Genomic DNA, 15,646 nt, shown 5'->3' with positions numbered 1-15,646 from the left:
AAAGTCTCCGTCTATCCAAAAGCCTGGCTGGCGAGGGCGAATGTCGTGAATGGGGAGGGGTTGGACGGCACCGCGACGGGGCGCTGCATGGCGATGCCGTCGCCCACCTGCACCAGCCCGTGCTCTGCGAGCCAGGCGCTCAATTGCGCGGTTTCGGCAGTATCGACGCGAACGAAACGCCCTTCGCTTCGGGCCAAGAAAAAGCTGAGCAGAGCTTTTCCGTCATCGGCATTGCCTGCAACCACGGGTCCGATCACTTCACCTCTGCCGAAGCTGCGCGACGCCGCAAATCCAGCGATCCCGTGGCCACGATCGAGTACGGCCAGTTGGCCGACCTCTGCGAGCGTCCGCAGCAGACATCTGCGGTCTGCGCCGAATGCACTTCGGTCGAGCTCAAGGATGCCGAAGATGTCGTGCGACTCGGCCGGCCGGACATTGACGGGCGCGGCAACAGGCAAGACCATTCCCTGGTGCTGGATGATCGTTCCGGTCCGGCAAAAGCCGAGCTTTTGATAGAGTGGCAGGCCCTCACCGGTCGCAACCAGCCTCAGCGCACGCAATCCCGCCTGCTCGATGATTGCATCCATGAGCTTGCGTCCCAATCCGCGGCCTCGGACGGCTTCATCGACGATGACCATGTTGACGGTCGCGACATCCCGCTTGTAGGGCGTCATCAGGATCGTTCCGACGACGGTTGAAGCATCCAGGGCAACGAACCCCGCGCTGAGATCGAGCGCCAATTGCCAGTCCTCGAGGCGGTGCGGCCATCCGGCCTGGCGCGAAAGACGTAACGCGCCTTCGAGATGGTCGGTGCGAAAGGCCGTGAGCGATATGGTGCTCTGGGTCATTGACTCGTGTTCCTGTCCGGCACCAGTTTCTTATCTTGGTGACGTGCAGATCGTCTGAAGCGCCCGGCGCGAACGATATCTTCCACCGCAGCCGGCGAAAAAGCCGCATCTTATGCCGCGTTGACGTTCTATTGTTGCAGCCCTGACATTGCGCGAGCGCACCGGGATAGGATGATGAGCCAGTTTCGCCCGAAATACGTGACCTTCGACTGCTACGGCACGCTGACGAATTTCCAGATGGCGGAAGCGGCGCAGGATATCTATCGCGCGCATCTTCCTGAACCGCAAATGGCTGCGCTCGTGCGGGATTTCGCGGCGTATCGGCTCGACGAGATTCTCGGCGACTGGAAGCCCTATGCCGACGTGATCCACAATGCGCTGGAGCGTGCGTGCAAGCGCAACGGCGTCGCCTTCAAGTCCGAGCATGGGCAGATGGTCTATGACCGCGTGCCGAGCTGGGGGCCGCATTCCGACGTGCCAGCCGGCCTTGCCAAGGTCGCCAGGGAGATCCCGCTCGTCATCCTCTCCAACGCCATGAATGCGCAGCTGCCGTCCAACGTTGCCAAGCTCGGGGCGCCTTTTCACGCTGCGCTCACGGCCGAACAGGCCCGATCCTACAAGCCCCGCATGAAGGGCTTCGAATTCATGTTCGATACGCTGGGTTGCGGGCCTGAGGACGTCGTGCACTGCTCCTCGTCCTTCCGCTACGACCTGATGACCGCGCACGACCTCGGCATCAAGAACAAGGTATGGGTCAATCGGGGGCACGAGCCCGCCAATCCCTATTATGGCTATGTCGAGATCAAGGACATCGGCGGCCTGCCCGGTGTGTTCGGACTTTGAGCCGGCGGGATCTGCGGTGAAATACGTCTCCTACTGGCACGATACCGCACCGCGCTTTTCCGGCGGCGCCGAAGGTCCCGTCGAAGGACATTATGATGTTGCGGTGATCGGCGGTGGCTTCACCGGTCTCGGAGCTGCGCGCCAGCTCGCCAAGGCGGGAACGAAGGTCGTCGTGCTCGAGGCGGACCGGGTGATCGGCGGCGCATCGGGTCGGAATGGCGGGCATCTCAACAATGGTCTTGCCCACAGCTATCTCGCCGCCAAGGCGGAATTGGGCAAGGAGCGAGCCGTCGCCCTCTACCACGCGCTCGATTCCTCGATCGACACGCTCGAGGCGCTGATCGCGGAGGAGGGCATCGCATGCGATTTTCGCCGTGCCGGCAAGCTGAAGCTCGCCTCCAAGCCGAAGCATCTCGACGCCATCGCGCGCAATTTCGAAGCGGTCCATCGCGAGGTTGACCCGGACACCGCATTGCTGTCCGCCCGGGATCTCGGCGCCGAAATCGGCTCACCCTTCTTTGGCGCGATGCTCTCGAAGAAGAGCGCGATGATGCATATGGGCCGCTATGGCGTCGGGCTGGCCGAGGCCGCCAAGCGCCGCGGCGCGATCGTCTTCGAGCAGGCACCGGTCACCGCGCAGGCGCGCGAAGGATCGCGCCATCGCCTGAGCACGCCGCGCGGCAGCGTCACCGCCGATCAGGTGCTGCTGGCGACGGGCGCCTATACCACGCCCAATTTCGGCTACTTCCGGCGGCGCCTCGTCGCCGTCGGCAGCTTCATCATAGCGACCCGTCCACTGGACGCTGCTGAAATCGCGGCCACCATGCCCGGCAATCGCACCTGCGTCACCTCGATGAATGTCGGCAACTATTTCCGCCTCGCGCCTGACAACCGTCTGATCTTCGGCGGACGGGCTCGCTTCTCGGCGACGTCGGACCAGCGTTCCGACGGCAAGAGCGGCGCCATTCTCGTCGACGGTCTCACGCGACTCTTCCCGCAGCTCGCCGGCATCGAGATCGACTATTGCTGGGGCGGGCTGGTCGACATGACCAGCGACCGCTTCCCGCGCGCCGGCTATCAGGACGGGCTGTGGTATGCGATGGGCTATGCCGGTCACGGCGCGCAACTGTCGACCCATCTCGGCATGATCATCGCCGATGCGATGCTCGGACGCGAAGACCGAAATCCCATGAAAGGTCTCGACTGGCCTGCGGTACCCGGTCATTTCGGCAAGCCGTGGTTCCTGCCGCTGGTGGGGATGTACTACAAGATGCTGGATCGCGTTCAGTAGCGTCGGGCACTGGGCCCCGTCGCGGGCCGTCAATCAGATGCGCGAGAGGGCGCGCACCCGCGCCCTCTCCATTGCGGCCTAGCCCAATCCGCCGATGTGGAAGGCCTTCATCTCGAGGTATTCCTCGATTCCGATCTGCGCGCCTTCGCGCCCCAGGCCGGATTGCTTCACACCCCCGAACGGCGCCACCTCGGTCGACACCATGCCCGTGTTGAGGCCGACCATTCCGGCTTCGAGCGCCTCCGCAACGCGCCAGGACCGCTTCAGGTCTCGCGTATAGAAATAGGCGGCGAGGCCGAAGGGCGTCGCATTGGCGATGGTGATCGCCTCCTCGTCGGTCTCGAAGCGGAAGAGAGGCGCAACGGGACCAAATGTCTCCTCATGCGCCAGCACCATGTCGGTGGTGGCCCCGGTCAGGACGATCGGCGCAGTGAATTGCGGACCCTTGGGCAGGCTCGCCGGTTGCGCGGCAATACGGGCGCCCTTGGACAGCGCATCGGCGACATGGCGGTTGATCTTACTGATCGCCGCTTCGTTGATCATCGGCCCGATCGCCACGCCCGGCTCGAGGCCCGATCCTACCTTCATGGAGTTGACGCGGGCGACGAGTTTGGCCGCGAAGGCGTCATAAACGCCCGACTGCACGAGGATCCTGTTGGCGCAGACGCAGGTCTGGCCGCCGTTACGGAACTTCGACATGATTGCACCGTCGACCGCGAGGTCGAGATCGGCGTCGTCGAAGACGATGAAGGGCGCATTTCCGCCGAGCTCGAGGCTCACGCGCTTGACGCTCTCGGCGGCACCGCGCATGAGCAACGAGCCGACGCGGGTCGAGCCGGTGAACGAGATCTTGCGCACCGTCTCGTTGGCCATGATCTCGGCGCCGATCTCTGTCGGCAGGCCGGTGACGATGTTGACGACACCGGCGGGAATGCCGGCGCGCTCGGCCAGCACGCCGAGAGCCAGCGCCGAATAAGGCGTGAAGTCCGATGGCTTGATCACGACGGTGCATCCCGCCGCGAGCGCCGGAGCCACCTTGCGGGTGATCATCGCATTCGGGAAATTCCAGGGCGTGATGATCGCGCACACGCCCACCGGCTCCTTGAGCACGACGATGCGCCGGTCCGGAGTGGGCGAGGGGATCGTGGTGCCGCCGATCCGCCGCGCTTCCTCCGCGAACCATTTGACGAAGGAGGCGCCGTAGCGAATCTCGCCCTTGGACTCCTCCAGCGGCTTGCCCTGTTCGAGCGTCAGGATGCGCGCGAGATCGTCGAGATGCGCGATCATGAGGCCATGCCAGGCTTCCAGAAGCGCGGCGCGCTCGGCATTGGTCTTCGCGCGCCAGGCTGTGTAAGCCTTCGCGGCGGCGGCGATGGCGGCGCGTGTGTCGTCCCGTCCCATATCCGGCACGGTGCCGAGAACGGATTGCGTCGCCGGGTCGATCACGTCGATCGTCGCGCCCGAGAGGGCTTCTTGCCATTGTCCGCCGATCAAGCCCTGCTGGCGGAAAAGCTGCTTGTCGCTGAGGTTCTGCATCTGTTGCGCCTTTTCGATCAGGAGAGACGAGAAAGTACGGCTGTCGTGATGGCCTCGGTGCGCTCCTTGCCTGGAACCGTACCGATGCCGCTGGACGTCGTGGCCTCCAGGGCGGACATGACGCGTGCCGCCGCTTTGGCCTCGCCAAGATGCTCGAGCATCATGGCCCCGGACCAGATGGCTGCGATCGGATTGGCGGTGCCGAGATGGGCGATGTCGGGCGCCGAGCCGTGAACGGGTTCGAACATCGACGGCGCGCTACGCTCCGGATTGATGTTGGCGGAGGCGGCGAAGCCGAGCCCGCCCTGGATGGCTGCGCCGAGATCGGTCAGGATGTCGCCGAACAGGTTGGAGGCGACGACGACGTCGAGACTCTCCGGCGCCATGACCATGCGCGCGGCGATCGCATCCACATGGTAGCTCGTGCATTCGACGTCCGGATAGTCGGCAGCAACCAGTCGGGTGACCTCGTCCCAGAAGACCATCGAGTATTTCTGGGCATTGGACTTGGTCACCGAGGCGAGCTTCTTGCGCCGCTTGCGGGCCTGGTCGAAGCCGAACCGCAGGATCCGTTCGACGCCGGCGCGCGTGAACACCGAGGTCTCGACGGCGATCTCCGCGGGGGTGCCCTGATGCACACGCCCGCCGGCGCCCGAATATTCGCCTTCGGTGTTCTCGCGGATGCAGAGAATGTCGAACTCGGTGGTCTTCAACGGACCGTTGACGCCCGGAAGCAGGCGGTGTGGCCTGACATTGGCATTTTGCGTGAACCCTTTCCGGATCGGCAGCAGCAGGCCGTGCAGCGACACGGCATCGGGCACCTCCGCCGGCCAGCCGACCGCGCCAAGCAAAATCGCGTCGAACGTCGCGAGCGCCTTGATGCCGTCGGCAGGCATCATGGCGCCCGTCTCCTTGTAGAACGCACAGGACCACGGAAACGTCTTTCCGCTGAGTGCGAAGCCCGAATGCCTGGCGGCGGCTTCGAGCACCGTCCACGCGGCGTCCGTGACGTCGCGGCCGATGCCGTCGCCGGGAATGATTGCGATCGTATAAGCTTTCATGAATGCCTCTCGACGTGGATGAGCACGCTCTTGGAGCGACGATTGGCGTGATAGGCTTCGCGCCCGAGATCCTTGCCGATGCCGGAATGCTTGTAGCCGCCCGTCGGCAGGATGTGATCGCGCGAGCGGCCGTAGCGGTTGACCCAGACGGTGCCTGCCGGGAGGGCGCGCGTGATCCGCATGACGCGCGCGACGTCACGGGTGAAGAGCCCGGCGGCAAGGCCGTAGGTAGGGTGGTCGGCGAGTGCCAGGGCTTCCTCCTCGGTCGTGAATGTCTGAAGCGTCAGCACCGGTCCGAAGATCTCCTCGGTGATCGCGGGAGAGGACCGGTCGACCTTCGCAAGCAGCGTCGGCGTATAGAAATAGCCCTTGCCTTCCATCGGTCCGCCGCCCGTGCGGCATTCGGCGCCCTTTGCGCGGGCTGCCTGCACGATCGCGTCGATCCGCGATCGCTGTTTCTCGGAGATGATCGGCGAATAAGTCGTCGTGGCGTCCCAGGTGGGGCCGGCCCGGAAGGCCTGCATGCGGGCGATGATGGCTTCGACAAGCGGTTCGGCCACAAGACTGTGGGCGATGAGCCGAGATCCGGCGACGCAGGCCTGGCCGGCATTTGCGAGGATGCTGCCCGCAATCGCGGCGGCGGCTTGCTCGAGATCAGAGTCAGCGAAGACGAGCTGCGGGCTCTTGCCACCGAGCTCGAGAGTCATGGGTTTGATGCCCGTCTGCGCGATATTGGCCATGATGGCAGCGCCCGCGCGGGTCGATCCGGTGAAGCTCACCTTGGCGATGTCGGGATGTCCGGTGATGGCTGCGCCGGTGGTCGGTCCATCGCCGAGCACGATGTTGATGAGCCCCGCAGGCATGCCCGCCTTTACGGCCAGTTGGGCGAGAAGGATGGACGAGAACGGCGTCATCTCGGACGGCTTCAGCACGACCGCATTGCCCGCGGCGAGGGCCGGCCCGAGTTTCCATCCCGCCATGTTCACCGGAAAATTCCAGGGCGTGATCGCGCCGACAACCCCATATGGCTCGGTCATGATCATGCCGAGGTGCTCGTCGTCGGTGGGCACGAGGTCGCTGCCCTCCTTGTCGGCGAATTCGGCGAAGAAGCGGATCTGCTCCGCGGTGATCGCGATGTCTCCCGCGACGAGTTGACCGACCGGGCGGATCGATGAAATCGCCTCGACCTTGGCGAGCATCTGGGCTTCGCTCTCGATGAGGTCGGCCCAGCGCTTGAGGACGTTGGCTCGTTCGCGCGGGCGCACGCCGCCCCAGTTGCTGGTCTTCAACGCCCTCCTGGCGGTTTGGACCGCCTCGTCCACGGTCTCCGCCGAGGCAACAGGACACTCGGCGTAGAGCGCGCCATCCGAAGGCCGGTGCAGCGGAAGCAGACCGGAAGTCTCCAGCAATCGATCGCCGATGAAATGGCCGATCGGCAGCGGAATCCGGTCGGGATCGAAGCTCAGGCTCATGACACCGTGACGTAGATCTTGCGGACGGTCTCGATGGTCTTCCAAACGCCGGTAAAGCCGGGCTTCATGACGAAGCTGTCGCCGGCCTTGAACGTGATCGGCTCACCGCCATCCGGCGTGATCTCGATCCTGCCGGCGAGGATGTGACAGAATTCGAAGGTCTCACCCTTGATGGAGCGCGTCTCGCCCGGCGTCGCTTCCCACACGCCGGTATGCACCAGCTCACCCTTGGCCTCGTCCTGCGCCCAGGTCTTGAAATGCGGCGCGCCGGCAATGAGCCGCTCCGGGATCGGGCCGGATTCCTTCGGGGCGAAAGTCGGGTTGGGATCAATCCGTTTCAGCAGCAAGTTGGGCTCCTCTCAGTAACCACAAGTCCGATCCAAGAGCCCGACGAGGTCGAGGCCCGCTTCATATCGCTTGATGTTGTCGATGACCGCGCGAGCGGCGCTGTCCGCAGGGGCTTTGGACACGCAGGGCATGGCGGGTTCACCCGATTGCGCTATGCTATCGGAGCGGTGTTCCATCCGGTGCCGAATGCAATCGCGATTTGGTGGATTGTTTCGCCAGATGGCTGTTCTGAAACGTAATCTGCGGCGAGGCTCGGTTTATGCTGAGCGCTACCGCGGCTCTGGAGCGAACTTAGAAGAAGTTACTGCGACCAATGTCAGGCCGATCAGGGGAAGACATGAAGTCCCGCACGACCCGTTCGCTGACCATCGACGCATTCGATGCGCGTGCGGTCGACATCGACACGGTCGAGCTCGATCAACTTTACACCCTCTCGATCGGCGTCGGCTGGCCGCACCGCCCGGAGGACTGGCAGTTTCTGCGTGACACCGGCCACGGCATCGCCGTTCATGATGAAATCGGACGGGTGCTGGGATCGGCCATGTGGTTTCCTCATGGGGCGGATTTTGCAACTGTCGGCATGGTCATCACCTCGCCCCGTCTTCAGGCGCTTGGCACAGCCCAGTGGCTCATGAAGCGCATTCTGTCCGCCTCCAAGGGGCGCAATCTCCGCCTCAATGCAACGCATGCAGCGCGCAAGCTCTATCTTTCGCTCGGCTTTCATCGCGAACGAACGGTGTTCCAGCGGCAAGCCGAGGTGCAGCGATCCGGTGAGATGCCGAGTCCTTCCGAAGGGGGGGAGCTCCGGAAGCTGGCTCGGAAGGATCTACGGGCCATCGCTCAACTGGATGCGCAGGCATTTGGCGCCGCGCGGCCCGATTTGCTTGCGGCGCTCCTCGGACAATCCGCCGGGTTCGGACTCTATCGGCATGGTCGTCTCGAAGCGTTCGCATTGTGTCGTCCGTTTGGGCGAGGGCACGTCGTGGGGCCTGTCGTCGCGTCAAGCGACGAAGATGCGATCCTGGTCGTCGCGCCGCATGTCGCCGCTCATGACGGGCAGTTTCTGAGGATCGACACGCATCTGGCCGACGGTGAGTTCTGCTCCTTCCTGGCTAGGTGTGGGCTCGTCTTTTTCGACACCGTCACGACGATGTCGCTGGGGGGAGAGTTTCATGATCCGAATGATCGCTCTGGACAGACGCCCGTAACCTACGCGCTTGCAAGCCAGGCGCTTGGCTGAGAATTGTTGAAGTCTCGTCCTGGCCGCCGGATATCGGCCGATCGGACATGGTGCGGCTATTTCTGCCTGCCAAACGTCGCAAGAATCTGCAGCAACTGCTTGTGGCCGGCGACGCCGACTTTCTTCATGAGCCTCTTCTCGTGCTCCTGAACGAGAACCTCGGCACGCTCCAGCAGCATCCTTCCTTCGGCGGTCAGATAAAGGGCATGGGATCGACGGTCTGTCTTCGAGGGGGTGCGCTTCAGCAGGCCTCGTGATTCCAGGCCATCCAGCATCGGGACGAGGGCGGATCGCACCACGCCCAGAACATGTGATAGCGCCATCTGTGACAAGCCTGGGTTTTCCCCAACGATCGTCAGGATCGAAAAGTGCACGGGCCGCAATTCGAGGGGGCCGAGTGTCGCATTGAAGTCCTCGAAGACCCATAGCTGAGCCTGCCGGATCAGGTAGCCGGCAAGGCCGTTCAGCTTCTTCAGGCTGACCGGTGCAGACGACTCGTTCCCGGGATTTGCATGTCGGGGCGCTGCTCCCGACCGCGCGACCTGCTCTCGGACCCGCATCGGCGCCGGACGAAGCTTTTGGTCGGACACGCTTTTCCTTTGCTCCATCTGTTGGACTTGTTCTTCGCTTGGTTCGTCCTGTGGTGCAAATGCTTTCTCATTTGTTCTTGACAAGAACTGTTCATATTCTGAACAATATCAGAAGCCGCGCAGCAAGCGCGGGAAAGTGGGGAGGGGCATGGCTGGGATGATGAAACGGTTGCTTTGTGCTCTGGCGATCTCGTCAGGGGCATGCGCGCCGGCGCTTTCGCAGGTCTCCGACGATGCCGTCAGGATCGGCGTCATGACCGATCTGTCGAGCTGGGGCCGGGACAACACCGGGCCGGGATCTGTGGAAGCGGCCAAGATGGCCATCGAGGAGTTCGGATCCACCGTGCTCGGCAAGCCGATCGAGCTGATCAGCGCCGATCACCAGATGAAGGTGGATGTGGGCACCCAGCTCGCGCGCGGCTGGTTCGACAACGGCAAGGTCGACGCGATTGTCGACGTTCCCAACTCGGCGATCGCGATCGCGCTTCACAACATGGCGCGGGAGCGCAACAAGGTCCTGTTGCTGTCGGGCGCCGGCGCGAGCTCGCTGACAGACGAGCTGTGCAGCGCCAACACCGTGCAGTTCACCTACGATACTTACGCGCTGGCAAAGGTGACGGCCTCGGCAATGGTCGCGGAAGGCGGCAAGTCCTGGTTCTTCGTCACGGCGGACTACACGTTCGGACACCAGCTCGAGCAGGACGCCACCCGCTTCATCAAGCAGGCGGGCGGGGAGGTGATCGGAAGCGTCCGTCATCCATCCAACACGTCCGATTTTTCGTCCTTTGCCCTCCAGGCACAGAACTCCAAATCAAACGTCGTCGCCTTCGCCAATGCCGGCCAGGACACGCAGAATGCGATCAAGCAGGCGACAGAGTTCGGCCTCGTGCGCGGCGGTCAGAAGCTGGTCGGGCTACTGATGTTCGATGCCGACATACATGCCATCGGCCTGCGCGAGGCGCAGGGCACCTACATGACGACAGCGTCGTACTGGAACATGGACGAGAAGACCCGTGCCTGGTCGAAGAAGTTCTACGCCCGGACCGGCGTCATGCCTTCGATGATCCAGACCGGCGTCTATGGCGCCGTGCTTCATTATCTCAAGGCCATCAGTGCGGCGGGCGGTGATGATCCGGCCAAGGTTATGCCGAAGATGCGCGAACTGCCGATCGAGGACGCGTTCGTGCATCAAGGCAAGCTGCGTGAGGATGGACGCGTCATCCGCGACATGTACCTTGCCCGGGTGAAGAAACCGGAGCAGTCCAAGGAACCGTGGGACTATCTCGAGATCGTCAAGACGGTGAAGGGTGAAGATGCCTTCAGGCCGATCCCGGAATCGAAGTGTCCTTTGCTGAAGCGTTGATGACGAATGGCAAGTCTGTTTGACCGGATCCGGCTCGGCTCCATCGAAGCCGCCAACCGGATCTTCATGGCGCCGATGACGAGAGGCCGCGCCACGCCCGACCACGTGCCGACGCCGATCATGGCGCAGTACTACGGACAGCGGGCATCGGCGGGGCTTATCCTCACCGAAGCGATCGGCATAAGCCTCGAGGGGTTGGCCTGGCCCTACGCGCCGGGAATCTGGAGCGAGGAGCAGATCGACGGCTGGAGTGCCGTCACCGACGCGGTGCATCACGCCGGTGGGCGCATCGTTGCTCAGCTCTGGCACATGGGCAGGCTGACGCATTCGAGCTTCCCGGGACGCGGTCGCCCGGTGTCCGCATCCGCAACGACGGCCCCGGGTCTCGCTCAAACCTACGACGGCAAGCTGCCTTACGAGGAAGCGAAGGCGCTGGACGTCGCCGAGATTCCCGCCTTGGTCGATCAGTTCGCAAGCGCGGCCCGCAACGCAGTGCGCGCGGGCTTCGACGGCGTCCAGATCCATGCGGCGAACGGCTATCTCCTCGATCAATTCCTCCGCAGCAGTTCCAACTTGCGGCGCGACGGGTATGGCGGAAGCGCCGAGAACCGTATTCGGCTTCTTCAGGAGGTGACGGCTGCGGTTATCCAAAGTATCGGCGCCGACCGGACGGCGGTACGTCTTTCGCCAAACGGTGAGATCAAGGGCGTGAACGACGATGATCCGGAGGGGCTCTTCGTCGTCGCGGCGAAAATGCTCTCCACGCTTGGAATCGCGTTTCTGGAGGTGCGCGAACCGGATTTCAACGGGACCAACGGCAAGGCGGATCGGCTGCCCGTCGCGCCGCTGATGCGCAGGGCCTTCAACGGCCCGTTGGTGCTCAACTCCGACTACGACGCGGAGAAGGGGCAGGCCGCGCTCGATGCGGGCCAGGCCGATGCAATCGCGTTCGGGCGTCTCTTTATTGCCAATCCCGACTTGCCGGACCGACTTGCACGAGGTCTCCCACCTTCGTCGTCCGATCCGGCGACCTGGTATTCGCGGGGCGCCGAAGGCTACACCGAATTCTGAGCCGCTGGATCGCTCCGAGCACCTGGAGGTGACGCCGACGCGGCTGCGCGACGCCTCCGGCCGGCGAGGGGCGTTCGCGAGGAAGACATGCGCGCGAGTTGTGCAGCTCGTCTCTGCACACGTCGACGTCCGCGAGGCTCTCCCGGCCAACCCATCCACAAATGCAATTGACACGTAATAGTTATATTTAATAACTAAATCGACCGGCGCGAAGTGCCGCAGGCAGGTCGTCTCGACGGCGTAAGGAGGAAGACATGGACTATGCTGCGCCGGTACGATCGATCGCGTTTGCATTGGATGCGGTCGCCGATCTCGGCGAGCATATCCGCGCGGGCATGCACGGGAACGCCGGCGCCGACACCATCGACAGCGTGCTGAACGAAGCCGGCACGTTCGCGAGCGAAGTTCTCGGCCCGCTCAATCGGCAAGGCGATCTCATCGGCGCCCGTTTCGCCGATGGCCGGGTCACTCTGCCGGATGGCTGGCGCGAAGCCTACTCCGCCTGGAGCCGGGCGGGCTGGAACGCGATCGACCTGCCGGAGCAGTGGGGCGGCATGGGGCTTCCGACCCGTCTCGCCGCGGCCTGCATAGAGATGTGGACGAGCGCCTGCATGTCGTTCGCGCTCGGGCCGGTTCTGACCCAGGGTGCGAGCGAAGCGTTGTTCCTTCACGCGGATGAGGCGCTCAAGGCGGCCTATCTCCCCGAGTTGGTCAGCGGCGAATGGACCGCGACCATGAATCTGACGGAGCCTCAAGCCGGCTCCGATCTCGGTGCGCTCAAGGCCAAGGCCGTACCCGCAGGCGATGGGACCTACCGCATCACGGGCCAGAAGATCTTCATCACCTATGGTGAGCACGATCTGACGGAGAACATCGTGCACCTGGTGCTCGCGCGCCTGCCCGATGCGCCTGAAGGGTCGAAGGGCATCTCCCTCTTTCTCGTACCCAAATTTCTGCTCGATGCGGAGGGGCGCATCGGCCGGCGCAACGATGTGAAATGCACGCGGCTCGAGGAGAAGGTCGGCATCCACGCCAGCCCGACCTGCGCGATGTCTTTCGGCGAGGATGGCGGCGCGTTGGGTTGGCTCGTCGGGAAGGAGAACGAGGGCCTGACCTGCATGTTCACCATGATGAACAAGGCGCGCCTCTATACGGGAATCCAGGGCGTGGCGGTCGCCGAGAGGGCCTATCAGCACGCGCTCGCCTTCGCGAAGATCCGACGTCAGGGACGCGCGCCGGGAAGCTCGCAGCCCTGCGCGATCATCGCGCATCCGGATGTTCGCCGGAACCTGATGACGATGAAGGCGCTCACCGCCGCGGGCCGTGCGATCGCCTATGCCGCCGCGGCGGCCATCGATCAGGCCGAACACGGCTCGGCCGCGGCGCGCGAAGACGCTGCCGCCCTTGCCGGCCTGCTCACGCCGATCACCAAGGCGTTCTGCAGCGAGGTCGGCGTCGAAGTCGCGTCGATCGGCCTGCAAGTTCACGGCGGCATGGGCTATGTGGAGGAAACCGGAGCGGCGCAGCTCTATCGTGATGCCCGGATCACGCCGATCTACGAAGGGACTAATGGAATCCAGGCCATCGACCTCGTGACGCGCAAGCTTCCCCGCGGGGCGACCGCGGCGAAGCTGTTCGACGAATACGAGAGCTACGGACGCACGATCGAGAAGCGTGCAGACGCTCTCTTCGGGCGGACAGGCCTTTCGCTATGCGACGCCGTAGCCGATCTCCGGCGAGCCTCGGCCCATCTCCTGCACGGCGGAACATCCATGGAAGAGCGGTTGGCGGCCGCTACGCCCTATCTGCGTCTGTTCGCCGTCACTGCCGGTGCAGCCTATCTTGCCAAGGCAGCGCTGGCTGCCGCGGACAGCCTGAAGCAGCATCCGGACGATAGCTTCCTGCATGACACGATCGCGACAGCCCGCTATTTCGCCGAGAACCTGGCGGTTCAAAGCTTTGGGTTGGCACGGATCGTCACCGACGGCTCGGGCGCCTTGAAGGCCGGTTGCATCGCCGAGTTAGCCGACTGAATTGGTGGCCGCGATAGAGATCGTCCAAACCGTGGATCGGCGGGTCATCCATCAATTGGATGTCCTCAGTGAACAGTCCCGTGTCCGCAATTCCCCCGCCTCGAAATAATGGGTTTGGAACGCGGGCAGGCGCCTGCAGTTCCTATCCTCAGGCGTGAGAGGGAGGGTCGACATGGCCGACGAACGCTTTGCCTATCTGCTGGGTCAGGCTGCCATGGACGTGTGGGGTGATATGCCGCGCGATGTCCAGGAGGCGCTGTTCGAGACGGCGATGAAGGGGCATGCCTCGGAGCGGGAAGCGCTCGCGCGACTGCTTCACGACCGTCATCCGCGTACGGCACATCCTGCCAAACCTGTTTGAACGGGGACGAACAACGTCTCGCTGATCGAGGCGTTTTGCGAGTGTTGACCATGGAGCCGATGCAAGTCGAATCCGTAAGGCAAGGGGCGTAAAGCCGGATGAGCGATAGCGGCGCTCGTCCGCGCCTGGAACGTGGGGTGCGGGACGACGTTGAGGTCGCATCGCAAGATGGCGGGACCCGGCTCCGCCAAGCACTAGCCGGTGAATGCGAGGAAGGAGATTGTCATGCTTGGAAAATCAATGCTGGCCGGCGCTCTGCTCGTGCTCAGTTCGACCATTGCGCTCGGCGGGCCCTGCAATACGGCCAGCCGCGATGCCGGCTCCGGGCCGGTGACAACAGGGAAAGCCGGTGAAACGACGGGAGTTGCTTCATCGAATGCCAAGGAGCATCCGCCGACCTCGGCCATGAACAAGGCGACCGAGGGCACCGCGGCTTCGTCGCAGGATGCCCAGCGTCAGATGCAGAGCCAGCCGACGGCTGCCGAGCAATCGACCAAGTCCACTGCGGCCGACGCCAGCAAGTCGACCGCTGCCGACGACGAGGGCTGCTGACTGGGGTCGTTGTGGTTCCGATGAACGAGGGCGCCCCGTGACCGGGGCGCCCGTTTATGCGATCGTCCTCTTCGTTCTAAGGCATGGACTGCGGCGTCTCCGCCGGCCGGCTTGACCAGCGGTTCGAATGCGTCATCCAGGTGGAAAGTGGTGCGCCGTCCCTGTGCCGTCCGCCCGCCGCGGCGCCGGCCCAGGCGGCAACGGCTCCAAACAGCAGTGCAGCGGCCGCCGAAAAGGCCAGGATGATGCTGGCCGCGCGCGCCCTGGAAATCGCCTGCTTGGCGTTCACAATCGTCGCATCGACCCGCTTCTCCGAATCCGGGCCTGTCAGGCCGGTCAGCGCGGTGACCTGCTGGACGAGGTAGGCGCGATCGTCGGTGGCAACGCCGTTGTGGCTGGACGACGTCATCAGGATGCGCGCGGCCTCAGCTCTTTCGGCGCTCAAATCGACGTTCGGCGGCCGACGCGGCGCGCGGAACAGGCGATCGACCTCGTAACTCAGAACCGATGGTTCGGAAGACGAAGGCGCCTGCATCATCGATGATGATGGCTTGCTGGCCGCCCCGGCAACCAATGCGGTCAGGACGGCGCCAATCACGACGGCGAGTGCCCAGGAGGCGACACCATGCATCCCGTCACGGGTCGCGACGTCCTCGTTGACGGAAGAATAGGGCGCCCGGATGCGTCCGGCAAAATAGCCGCCACAGCCGAAGCTGATGAGGGCTTGAAAGATCAGAAAAACGCCCGAGAGCAGCCAAAGTGCAAACGATGCGTCTCGCCACGTCGGTGCCGCCGAGGCCACGCCAAGCCCGAGGGCGGCTGCAAACGAGATCAGGATCAGCGAAAGCGCCGATGCTGCCAAGGCGCCGGCGATGACAGGCGTCCATTGCAGGCTCCATGGTCGCAATCGGCCTTGCTCGCGCACCGTCGCGTCTTCGGCTCTCACCAGCGTTTCCATGATGATCACCGCAAGCCGAACAGAGACAGGATGAACATGATGATTACGATCAACCCAACGAGATAAATGATCCCATCCA

The 15,646-nt window shown here is 63.8% G+C and carries 16 protein-coding genes; 8 read left to right on the top strand and 8 right to left on the bottom strand.

The features are described from left to right. Positions 1–11: 11 nt before the first annotated feature. Complete coding sequence (locus XH79_RS38620; RefSeq protein WP_271585093.1) at positions 12–848, bottom strand: GNAT family N-acetyltransferase; 837 nt, start codon at positions 846–848, stop codon at positions 12–14. 174 nt (positions 849–1,022) lie between these two features. On the opposite strand from XH79_RS38620, the gene XH79_RS38615 reads away from it, so the two are divergent. Then, the gene (locus XH79_RS38615; protein WP_271585092.1) at positions 1,023–1,691 is read left to right on the top strand and encodes a haloacid dehalogenase type II; all 669 of its coding nucleotides are present in this window, start codon (positions 1,023–1,025) and stop codon (positions 1,689–1,691) included. 16 nt (positions 1,692–1,707) lie between these two features. Beyond that, complete coding sequence (locus XH79_RS38610) at positions 1,708–2,982, top strand: NAD(P)/FAD-dependent oxidoreductase (RefSeq protein ID WP_271585091.1); 1,275 nt, start codon at positions 1,708–1,710, stop codon at positions 2,980–2,982. A 78-nt stretch (positions 2,983–3,060) separates the two neighbouring features. Here the strand turns inward: XH79_RS38610 and XH79_RS38605 are convergent, their stop codons facing one another. The 4 genes from XH79_RS38605 to XH79_RS38590 are packed head-to-tail and all read right to left on the bottom strand — an operon-like array spanning position 3,061 to position 7,398. Next, positions 3,061–4,518, bottom strand: coding sequence for an NAD-dependent succinate-semialdehyde dehydrogenase (locus XH79_RS38605; protein ID WP_271585090.1), 1,458 nt, complete (start codon positions 4,516–4,518; stop codon positions 3,061–3,063). Between the two features lie 17 nt (positions 4,519–4,535). Next, positions 4,536–5,579, bottom strand: a complete 1,044-nt coding sequence (locus XH79_RS38600; RefSeq protein WP_271585089.1) for a tartrate dehydrogenase — start codon at positions 5,577–5,579, stop codon at positions 4,536–4,538. Then, positions 5,576–7,051: an aldehyde dehydrogenase family protein gene (locus XH79_RS38595; protein WP_271585088.1), complete on the bottom strand. Its 1,476-nt coding sequence runs from the start codon at positions 7,049–7,051 to the stop codon at positions 5,576–5,578. The genes XH79_RS38600 and XH79_RS38595 overlap by 4 nt, the downstream gene beginning before the upstream one ends. After that, positions 7,048–7,398 carry a cupin domain-containing protein gene (locus XH79_RS38590; RefSeq protein WP_271585087.1) on the bottom strand — a complete coding sequence of 117 codons (351 nt, stop codon included), beginning with the start codon at positions 7,396–7,398 and terminating at the stop codon, positions 7,048–7,050. Before XH79_RS38590 ends, XH79_RS38595 begins: the two co-directional genes overlap by 4 nt. A 338-nt stretch (positions 7,399–7,736) precedes the next feature. Here XH79_RS38590 and XH79_RS38585 point away from each other — a divergent pair, with 338 nt between their 5' ends. Continuing rightward, positions 7,737–8,639 (top strand): GNAT family N-acetyltransferase, encoded by a 903-nt coding sequence (locus tag XH79_RS38585; protein WP_271585086.1) that lies wholly within the window; start codon positions 7,737–7,739, stop codon positions 8,637–8,639. Between the two features lie 56 nt (positions 8,640–8,695). Here XH79_RS38585 and XH79_RS38580 read toward each other — a convergent pair whose 3' ends face one another. Further along, positions 8,696–9,229, bottom strand: coding sequence for a MarR family winged helix-turn-helix transcriptional regulator (locus tag XH79_RS38580; RefSeq protein WP_271585085.1), 534 nt, complete (start codon positions 9,227–9,229; stop codon positions 8,696–8,698). Between the two features lie 108 nt (positions 9,230–9,337). Beyond that, a complete protein-coding gene (locus XH79_RS38575; protein WP_271585194.1) occupies positions 9,338–9,484 on the bottom strand; it encodes a hypothetical protein in 147 nt (48 codons plus the stop codon). Between XH79_RS38575 and XH79_RS38570 the strand changes: the two genes are divergently transcribed. The 5 genes from XH79_RS38570 to XH79_RS38550 all read left to right on the top strand — a co-directional run bounded on the left by XH79_RS38570 (position 9,417) and on the right by XH79_RS38550 (position 14,609). After that, the gene (locus tag XH79_RS38570; protein WP_271585188.1) at positions 9,417–10,592 is read left to right on the top strand and encodes an ABC transporter substrate-binding protein; all 1,176 of its coding nucleotides are present in this window, start codon (positions 9,417–9,419) and stop codon (positions 10,590–10,592) included. The two genes, XH79_RS38575 and XH79_RS38570, sit on opposite strands and share 68 nt — an antisense overlap. Positions 10,593–10,598: 6 nt before the next feature. Then, on the top strand, positions 10,599–11,663 hold the full coding sequence (locus tag XH79_RS38565) for an alkene reductase (protein ID WP_271585084.1): 1,065 nt from the start codon (positions 10,599–10,601) through the stop codon (positions 11,661–11,663). A gap of 254 nt (positions 11,664–11,917) precedes the next feature. Then, entirely contained in the window at positions 11,918–13,696 is a 1,779-nt protein-coding gene (locus tag XH79_RS38560; RefSeq protein WP_271585083.1) for an acyl-CoA dehydrogenase, read from the top strand. Positions 13,697–13,868: 172 nt separating this feature from the next. Next, complete coding sequence (locus tag XH79_RS38555; protein WP_271585082.1) at positions 13,869–14,057, top strand: hypothetical protein; 189 nt, start codon at positions 13,869–13,871, stop codon at positions 14,055–14,057. A 225-nt stretch (positions 14,058–14,282) separates the two neighbouring features. Then, positions 14,283–14,609 carry a hypothetical protein gene (locus tag XH79_RS38550; RefSeq protein WP_271585081.1) on the top strand — a complete coding sequence of 109 codons (327 nt, stop codon included), beginning with the start codon at positions 14,283–14,285 and terminating at the stop codon, positions 14,607–14,609. A gap of 76 nt (positions 14,610–14,685) precedes the next feature. Here the strand turns inward: XH79_RS38550 and XH79_RS38545 are convergent, their stop codons facing one another. Continuing rightward, positions 14,686–15,567: a hypothetical protein gene (locus tag XH79_RS38545; protein ID WP_212337891.1), complete on the bottom strand. Its 882-nt coding sequence runs from the start codon at positions 15,565–15,567 to the stop codon at positions 14,686–14,688. Between the last annotated feature and the right edge of the window lie 79 nt (positions 15,568–15,646).

It is taken from the genome of Bradyrhizobium sp. CCBAU 45389, from assembly GCF_028128625.1.
GTDB lineage: Bacteria > Pseudomonadota > Alphaproteobacteria > Rhizobiales > Xanthobacteraceae > Bradyrhizobium > Bradyrhizobium liaoningense_B.
The sequence above is the reverse complement of the archived record's forward strand: the minus strand, read 5'-3'. Positions and strand labels throughout refer to the sequence as shown.